Source organism: Bacillus sp. GC_Bacil_1, assembly GCF_026540675.1.
GTDB lineage: Bacteria > Bacillota > Bacilli > Bacillales > Bacillaceae_G > Bacillus_A > Bacillus_A cereus.
This window is the reverse complement of sequence record NZ_JALNUG010000043.1, coordinates 1-4,708: the sequence shown is the minus strand read 5'-3', so window position 1 is coordinate 4,708 and position 4,708 is coordinate 1. Positions and strand designations below refer to the sequence as shown.

Here is a 4,708-nt window from a genome sequence, read left to right as displayed (position 1 = left end):
TTGGGGGGAATCATGCTAAGCATGATTAAAGCGGTATTTGCAGACACGAAACGAAGTGAGTGGCTAGCAAATACGTCGCTTGCCAAGTGTTTGAGGTTACGCTATGCTAGAGATATCAATATATCTAAGTATAGCGATTAATATAGAGCCAAAGGCAAAATATTAATCCTCAAATACGGGGTTGGAGGGTTTTAAAATGAACGAGAAGCGTGATGAAGTAAATAGCAATTCTCCGGTGGAAAAGAAAACACCAAGGAGAAGAGATAGCATACAAATTAGCTTTCGAGTGAATGAACACGATTACGAAAAATTGAAAGAGTCAGCTGACAATTTGAGTATGAGTGTGACGGCTTTCGCAAAAATGAAGGTACAAAATGCACGCATTTTGAAACCGAAATTTGATAAAGAAAGCAGTCTAAAAATTATTAAAGAACTGAATGCGATTGGGAACAACGTGAACCAAATCGCAAGATATTGCAATATGAGACAATCTAGTCGACTTAGTGGAGCGACTTTAGAGGGTATGATTGAAAAGAACTTGAAGGAAGTTCAAAGAGAGTTGGAAGCCTTATGGCAACAACTAAATTAGGGAATTCAAAGAGTTGTTCTAAAGTTATTAATTATGCTGAGAAACGTGCTGTTGTTAAAAGTGGTGTTAATTGTATGCCTGAGTATGCAAAGGCACAAATGAAAGCAGTTAGAATGGCACACGGAAAAGATACAGGCGTTCAAGCACATACAATAATTCAATCATTTAAGCCTGGAGAAGTGACAGCTGAACAAGCTAATGATTTAGGACGCCAATTAGCAGAATCAATTGCTGAAGGACATCAGGTTGCTATTTACACGCACAATGATACAGAACACATTCATAATCATATTGTTATCAATTCTGTAGATATGGAAACAGGTAAAAAATATCAGAGTAATGCTAGCCAAATTAAATTAGTTAAATCCGAAAATGATAGAATTTGCGAAGAAAATGGATTATCAGTTGCTAGCCAAAAAGCTGAAATAAGATATACGTTAGCAGAGCGGTCACTATTAGAGAAGAACAAGCGAAGTTGGAAAGATGAAGTAAGAGAAACTATTGATATGGCGAAGCAGGAAACAAGTGATTTTAAAGGTTTTTCTGAGTACTTAGAAGAGAATGGGGTTAGTGTTACTGTTCGTGGAAAGACCATTACATACATGCACATGAATGAAAATAAAAAAGTACGCGGGAAGAAATTAGGAGAGTTGTATACGAAAGAAGGTATAGAGGGTGAGTTTGAAAGACGAAATACAGAACAAGAAAGAGATACGTCAAATAGAGATGCTGAAACAAGATTTACTAACAAAGTTGAGCGAACTCGAAAGAAAATCGACGGAGCAAAATACAATAGTGGTCGAACTGGTAAGTCAAGTCATGGACTTGATGAAAAACCAACAAATTTGGATGGAATCAGTCTTGCAACGGGTAGAAAAATTAGAGAGAAACGGAAACGATATTTCGAAGAAAGAGAGCGTTGAGTTTGAAAAAGAAGCACTTCCAATGATTTCAGATACAGATAAAATTGTGATGAAATATGGAAAACCACATAAAGCGGTCATGATCGGGATAAGAGAGTTTTACGAAGAAATAGAGTGGGAGCAAATTCCAGAGCCAAGATATTCTTTACTAGAAAAAGAGATGCTATCAAAATAGCATCTCTTTTTATTTTCCTCGTTCATCAACGATTTCGGGTTTGTTAGAAATTTTGTAATGAAATGGATTGTTTTGATATTCCTTACTCATAAATCTGACTAACATTTTTTCACCATAGGCTGATACAGATTGTTCTTCAGTGTCAATTTTCATCCCTAAAATTTTAAAAATGGCTTGTAATTGAATATCAGTTAAAGGGATTTGAAAATCACTATCTTCATATTCAAAGTTTAATTCAGCTACGTATTTATTCATTGTTTTTTACTCCTGTTCTTTTATTTCGAGTAATTGAGATGTTGTAGAATGTTTTTCCTCTGGTAATGCTTTTTGTTTTCCTCTTAAAACCTCAATTGAATTTAAAGGTTCATCTTCCTCGTAATAACTTAATAAGATTTGGCGTTTTGTATCATTACCTTTCATCATGATGTTAGGATTTACAATGTAAGCACCATTTTGTTTTTTCTTAATAAAATTATTAGCTTGAAGTTTTTTCATGATTGTTGCGACGGTTTTATAAGAAACTCCAACATCTTCTGAAATACTTCTATATGTACCAATAAAGATATTATTTGATGGATTTGTATTTTCTGCTATGTAAATAAAAACATCGAGTTGTTTGTTATCTATAATTCCTAAAACAGTTAAAAAATCCATTAAATACATTTTCCAAAAGTTTTTAGTTCCATATACTCTTTTAGTAATTTGGTCTACATGAATAACTTCGCCTGTTTCACTATCAATTAATTCTCTTTTCTTTTGTCCAATTAATGTTTGAGTTTCTGCATAATATTCTAATTTTGTTTTATTATTTGTCATAAAAAAAATTCTCCTTTTGTAGTCAGATATGACTACATTTGATATCTTTTCATTATATCAAACAGTATAGGGTGTAAGTCTATATTATGCAATACAAAGATATCGAATGATGTAATACAAAGATATCAAACACTAAAGGGTATAAGTGTTAAATATATACTCATAAGATATCAAATGATGTAATTAAAATATATCATACAGTATACTTTAGGATATCAAATGATATCCTAAAGTATATCAAAAAAAAATGCAAAAAACCAGTAATACCAAGGGTTCAAGCCACTTTTTTATCTAATTTACTCTCTTCTATAATCAATCCCCCTTTTTTGGGGGATTGATTATTTTCGCAGTTACCAATTTTGGTAACTGCGAAACCTCCATATCGAGATCGATATGGAGGTTTTTATAAACAGACACTCTCAAAAGGGCTTTTCTTTATGCAATGGTCAGGTAGTATTTTTTGAGAAACCCACTCAAAAAATCTCCACCTTTCCTCCATTGCATAAAGAAATTCGGCTGATTCTTAGCTTTCGCCAAGCCGAACAGACCAAAAACGAGGTTAAGTTGCTCGACTTGGACTAGCAATTATACCAGCCGAACCGCCAGTTCTACTGTTCCAAAAAATCCTCATTCTATGTTTTAGTGACACTAAGAGGGGCTAGCCCCTCGCTACGCTTCACCCCAGCCAACCACCAACCCAAAAACAAGGGAAGGGAAATCAAACCATTTACACCCAAGACCTCTTATAAGACGTTTTGAAAGCTTATAAGAGGTCTTGGGTGTTTTCTATTTGGGATAAATTTAAAACGCTTATAGAGCCTTCTGAGGGCTACAAATCCTATTGTCTTCGTCAAGTTTCCCTAACCAAAAGCAAAAATATCAGGAATCTTGTAGAGCTTTGCTGTGAAATGATGATAAAGAGAGTTAGAGAATCCTTAAAATGGGTCAAGATTCCCTATGTTTCCCTAAAAAAAAATATAAGAAAAACATCCCAAATTAGTAATTTTATAGCAAAAAACACTTTACTATAGTTAAGTACCATGGTATAATTATTTATGTAAGGGAGGTAAGAAAATGGATTGGACAATATTACATATTTTGGAGGTAAAAAATGAATATAACAGCAGTATTAGTAATTATCGGAGCAGTAATCAAAACAGCCTTGCCTATAGTAAAAGAAATATTAGGAGTATACAAGGATTGGTTAGACATAAGTGAAAAAAGAAAGAGGATGAAACAAGGAGAAATAACACAACAAAATAAACGCCCTGTCATTCGCCGTAACCTACCAAAGTCGAGACGAACTACAGGACGTAAGAACAAGTAAGGTTAATACTCTGGGAATACCAGAGTATTAACACTCCCTTACCCAAATTATATCACAAAGTCCAATCCATATAATACATGAAAAAAATACTAGAATTTTTAAACAGCAGGCTTGTAATTCTTCTCATGTTAGCAATAGTTTTAACATTTTTTGTTAACTGGAGTGATTTAGGAATATTAGATTATGTAGTAATCACAACAACTACTATTTACGTACTACTTCTAGTAATACGATTAATCTTAGCATTTATAAAAAAACGATTATAAAGATAGGTGATGAAGCATGTACGAATTAAAAAATAAAGAAGATGTAGAGAAATTTGTAAACGAGTATATTTTAACAACTTCAGAGGTACTAGAGATACTCAATATATCGCGTCCTAGATTAAACGAATTAGTTAATAAAAAGGGACGGATTGTCCCATTGAAACAAACAAAAAACATGAGTTTGTTTTGGAAATCTGATGTAGAACAATTAGAAAAAGAATTGGTTGAATTAAGAAAGAAGTATGGTCCAAAATAAAAAGCACTTGTGTTTTAATGGTTTTTTCGCTTTTTGGTAGAGGCTGGTTCGTAGTGTGCGGGCGAAACCGCACGAACTTAGCGTGTAAAAAAATGATAAAAAATCTAATTTTGATCGTTAGAACTATGCGTTTCGGCACACTAAAATGGTACAACAAGCTGATGAGGAAAGTTTTTCACTTTTTGGTCTTCAGCTTGGTGAGTACCAAGAAGTGTGCCGAATTTTTTAAATCAAGGATGCGATTGAAAAGAGCAAGGGTGGAGATTTTTTGAGAGGGTTTCTCAAAAAATACTACCCGTTCCTTGATTTTAAAAAAGCATCCAAGGGATGTATGTTTTAGCTCCCCCTGTAGGGGG

The 4,708-nt window shown here is 33.7% G+C and carries 8 protein-coding genes; 5 read left to right on the top strand and 3 right to left on the bottom strand.

Translation table 11 applies throughout. The annotated features are described in order from the left end of the window. Positions 1-196 precede the first annotated feature (196 nt). Genes OXT04_RS29405 through OXT04_RS29395 form a run of 3 tightly spaced genes read left to right on the top strand, consistent with a single transcriptional unit; the run spans position 197 to position 1,687 of the window. Positions 197-589, top strand: a complete 393-nt coding sequence (locus tag OXT04_RS29405; protein WP_267407801.1) for a MobC family plasmid mobilization relaxosome protein — start codon at positions 197-199, stop codon at positions 587-589. Continuing rightward, positions 571-1,512 carry a relaxase/mobilization nuclease domain-containing protein gene (locus OXT04_RS29400; RefSeq protein ID WP_098877979.1) on the top strand — a complete coding sequence of 314 codons (942 nt, stop codon included), beginning with the start codon at positions 571-573 and terminating at the stop codon, positions 1,510-1,512. The genes OXT04_RS29405 and OXT04_RS29400 overlap by 19 nt, the downstream gene beginning before the upstream one ends. Next, positions 1,451-1,687 (top strand): hypothetical protein, encoded by a 237-nt coding sequence (locus tag OXT04_RS29395; protein ID WP_267407800.1) that lies wholly within the window; start codon positions 1,451-1,453, stop codon positions 1,685-1,687. Before OXT04_RS29400 ends, OXT04_RS29395 begins: the two co-directional genes overlap by 62 nt. Positions 1,688-1,696: 9 nt before the next feature. On the opposite strand, the gene OXT04_RS29390 is transcribed toward OXT04_RS29395, so the two are convergent. Both OXT04_RS29390 and OXT04_RS29385 read right to left on the bottom strand, forming a co-directional pair. Beyond that, positions 1,697-1,942: a hypothetical protein gene (locus OXT04_RS29390; protein ID WP_098877981.1), complete on the bottom strand. Its 246-nt coding sequence runs from the start codon at positions 1,940-1,942 to the stop codon at positions 1,697-1,699. 6 nt (positions 1,943-1,948) lie between these two features. Next, positions 1,949-2,503, bottom strand: a complete 555-nt coding sequence (locus OXT04_RS29385; RefSeq protein WP_098877982.1) for a replication/maintenance protein RepL — start codon at positions 2,501-2,503, stop codon at positions 1,949-1,951. Between the two features lie 1,111 nt (positions 2,504-3,614). Between OXT04_RS29385 and OXT04_RS29380 the strand changes: the two genes are divergently transcribed. Beyond that, positions 3,615-3,830, top strand: coding sequence for a hypothetical protein (locus OXT04_RS29380; RefSeq protein ID WP_267407804.1), 216 nt, complete (start codon positions 3,615-3,617; stop codon positions 3,828-3,830). Between the two features lie 282 nt (positions 3,831-4,112). Further along, positions 4,113-4,352 (top strand): helix-turn-helix transcriptional regulator, encoded by a 240-nt coding sequence (locus OXT04_RS29375; protein ID WP_097822082.1) that lies wholly within the window; start codon positions 4,113-4,115, stop codon positions 4,350-4,352. 175 nt (positions 4,353-4,527) lie between these two features. Here the strand turns inward: OXT04_RS29375 and OXT04_RS29370 are convergent. Further along, positions 4,528-4,708: hypothetical protein (locus tag OXT04_RS29370; protein WP_267418940.1), on the bottom strand; the 181-nt coding region annotated here is incomplete at its 5' end.

What these genes read in the sequence shown, in the direction of transcription:
- OXT04_RS29405 (WP_267407801.1), top strand. Translation starts at nt 197, where the DNA reads ATGAACGAGAAGCGTGATGAAGTAAATAGCAATTCTCCGGTGGAAAAG.
- OXT04_RS29400 (WP_098877979.1), top strand. Translation starts at nt 571, where the DNA reads ATGGCAACAACTAAATTAGGGAATTCAAAGAGTTGTTCTAAAGTTATT.
- OXT04_RS29390 (WP_098877981.1), bottom strand. Translation starts at nt 1,942, where the DNA reads ATGAATAAATACGTAGCTGAATTAAACTTTGAATATGAAGATAGTGAT.
- OXT04_RS29385 (WP_098877982.1), bottom strand. Translation starts at nt 2,503, where the DNA reads ATGACAAATAATAAAACAAAATTAGAATATTATGCAGAAACTCAAACA.
- OXT04_RS29380 (WP_267407804.1), top strand. Translation starts at nt 3,615, where the DNA reads ATGAATATAACAGCAGTATTAGTAATTATCGGAGCAGTAATCAAAACA.
- OXT04_RS29375 (WP_097822082.1), top strand. Translation starts at nt 4,113, where the DNA reads ATGTACGAATTAAAAAATAAAGAAGATGTAGAGAAATTTGTAAACGAG.